Annotated in this window: 2 protein-coding genes; both read left to right on the top strand. The window is 65.3% G+C overall.

Annotation, left to right across the window (positions count from 1 at the left end):
* Positions 1–662: AHH domain-containing protein (locus tag D7X55_RS38985; RefSeq protein ID WP_199747338.1), on the top strand; the 662-nt coding region annotated here is incomplete at its 5' end.
* 20 nt (positions 663–682) lie between these two features.
* Positions 683–1,906 carry an imm11 family protein gene (locus D7X55_RS38980; RefSeq protein WP_121725675.1) on the top strand — a complete coding sequence of 408 codons (1,224 nt, stop codon included), beginning with the start codon at positions 683–685 and terminating at the stop codon, positions 1,904–1,906.
* Positions 1,907–1,931: the final 25 nt, after the last annotated feature.

Below are 1,931 nucleotides of genomic sequence, written 5' to 3'. Positions count from 1 at the left end.
TGCTGGCGGCGGAGGTGAGGGACGCGGACACGTTCGACGGCATCCGGAGCGCGGGAGAGAAGTACGGCGAGGTGATGGGCAAGCAGGCGGCAAGGGCCTTCGTGATGCTGGCGATGGCGGCGCTGGGGAGCACGGCGCAGACGCTGGCGTCGAGGGTCGCGACGCTACCCGGTTCAGCACAGGCCGCGCTGGTGGGAGCGGAGCAGGGAGGCTTCCGGCTGGTGGCCGCGGCGGAGGTCTCCGCGGTCGCGGTGTCCGCGAGCGGGGAAGTGACCATTGCGCTGGCACCCAACGCCGTGGCGATGGGCGCGAAGGGATCGAACGTCCCCGCGCCTGTCGAAGTCCGGGTGCATCACATCGCCACGAACAAGTGGTGGGAGGCGACGCACAACGGTGGCCCATGGTCCCCCAGGTTCCAGAAGCTCTTCGACCGCGCGGGGATGTCCCTGGATGACGAGGTGAACACCGTCCGCGTTCCCGGACATAAAGGGCCTCATCCGGAGGCGTACCATAAGGCAGTCTACAAGAGACTGCGTGACGCCTTGGGGCGGTGCAGAACCATCCTGACCTGCAGGGAGTCACTGGTAGAGGAGCTTCAATCCCTGGGGCAGGAGATCTCCACGCAGAACACCCCGCTCAACCTGCTTGTTACCCAACCCTGACGCAAAAAAGAGTGATCCCGATGCGGTACTTCGAGCTCTTTGACGACATGGAATTGATGGACCGCTGGCTGCCAGGTGAAGCCACGAATGGTCAGGGCCAGGAGATCGATGACATCTGGCAGTTCGCGGATGGATGCCCTGTCCAGGTCAATGAGCCTCTACGGATCCCCATCGGTCATCCAGGAAGGGTCGTCGACTTCTCCACGACGAGCGTGGGTGCCGCGCCGGTTGTTCATCGGAGGGTCGCCAGCGTGTTCAGCGAGCTGGCGCCCGGCGAGGTGCAGGTCATTCCGGTCGAGGTCGAAGGACAGTCCGAGCCTTACTTCATTCTCGTCGCGACGCGGACCATTCGATGTATCGATGATCAGGAGTCAGCGGAGGTGCTGTATTGGAAGCCTGAAGACGGGCGGCCGGAGAAGACCGGGCGATACAGGTCCGTCATGGGTATGCGCATCGACACGACGAAAGTGGGCGATGCCAAGGTCTTCCGCCCCTGGGGCTGGACGGGTGTGCTCATTGTCTCCGAGGACATCAAGGATGCTCTGGAGCGCTCTGGTGCCACGGGGATGGTGTTCACGGAAGTAACGGGCCCCAGCGAAGTCAGCCCGGAACAGCGCGAGCACCGCCGCAAACTCCAAGCGCTCTACGAACGGACCGAAACGGCCCGTGAAGCCTTCTGGCGCACGCTGGGCACACTGGATGAAAACGCCATCCTCCCCATCGTCGTCGGGGGCGGCTGGCCCGCGAGGCGCCAGGTCTGGCGCGTCATCCACCGCCCCGAAGGACGTGCCCTCTTCGTGACGGACGGCCTCTCCGACTTCTTCGTGGACACCGTGGAGCCCTCCGTGGGCTTCGGCCTGGAACTCGCGCTGGAAACCGATGAGCCGCAGGCCAAATGGCCCGTGACGCTGCTGGAGCGCATCGCCAACGAACTCGTGGGCCACGAACACCTGCATGAACCCGCGAGGACCGGCATCCTCTCCATGGAAGTGGACGGCGCGCACCTGCCCGAACCCCTCCTGACGAAAGAGGGCCGGGTCGCCGTGCTCCTCGGCATGGACACCCCCACCCTCCCAGGCCACTTCACCATGCCGGACGGACAGGTCCGGCTCGTCACGGTGAAGACCCTCATGCCCCGGGAGCTCACGTACCTGCTGGAGCACGGCCGGGAGGAGCTGCTTCACCGCTTCAACCAGTCCCCCCCCGGCCACCTGTCCAAGGCCTGGCGTCAGCCCGTGGTGTAGTAGCCCAGACCCGGAGGCAGTCCAT

This window comes from Corallococcus sp. AB049A (assembly GCF_003668885.1).
Classification (GTDB): domain Bacteria; phylum Myxococcota; class Myxococcia; order Myxococcales; family Myxococcaceae; genus Corallococcus; species Corallococcus interemptor.
Note: the sequence above shows the minus strand (reverse complement) of the source record. Positions and strands in the feature narration are given on the sequence as shown.

Excerpts from the sequence above, each read along its gene's own strand:
- D7X55_RS38980 (WP_121725675.1), top strand. The coding sequence starts at position 683 with ATGCGGTACTTCGAGCTCTTTGACGACATGGAATTGATGGACCGCTGG.